This is a genomic window from Mycobacterium sp. IS-1496, assembly GCF_001499995.1.
GTDB lineage: Bacteria > Actinomycetota > Actinomycetes > Mycobacteriales > Mycobacteriaceae > Mycobacterium.
In genome coordinates, this window is sequence record NZ_LQIU01000072.1 from 1 (window position 1) to 535 (window position 535).

1 protein-coding gene is annotated in these 535 nt (G+C 73.5%); it reads right to left on the reverse strand.

The features are described from left to right. Positions 1-110 precede the first annotated feature (110 nt). On the reverse strand, positions 111-535 hold a 425-nt coding region (locus tag AU195_RS23465), incomplete at its 5' end, for a maleylpyruvate isomerase family mycothiol-dependent enzyme (protein WP_157531232.1).

Genomic DNA, 535 nt, shown 5'->3' on the forward strand with positions numbered 1-535 from the left:
CCGGTCGCCGAGCAGCCTGCGCAGGTGCAGCCTCCGGAGATCGAGAAGCCGAAGGGGCCTGGGAACAACGGCAGGGGCAACGGCAACGGCAAGGGGAACGGCAAGCGCGGCTAGCCGCGGCCCCGGCCCCCCCCGCCGGCGAACGCCTGGGCGATGTCCAGCCACTGCTCGGCGTCCGGTCCCACCGCCGTCACATCCAGTTCGTCGCGGGGTCGGCGCTGGGTGACCAGGAAGCAGAAGTGCTCGGCGGAACCGGTGACGTGTTGTGGCGCGTCGGCCGGTCCCCAGGTCCACCGCGACCCGTCGGGCGCGTTCAGTTCCACGTGAAACGGTTCGCCCGGCACGGGCAGCCCGTGCACGGCGAAGGCGAAGTCGCGGGTGCGGACCCCGATGTGCGCGATGGACCGCAACCGTGCGGTCGGCACCCGCCGCACGCCGAGCGCGTCGGCGACGTCGAGCCCGTGCGCCCAGGTCTCCATCAGCCGCGCGGTCGCCATCGAGGGCGCACTCATCGGCGGGCCGAACCACGGCAGCT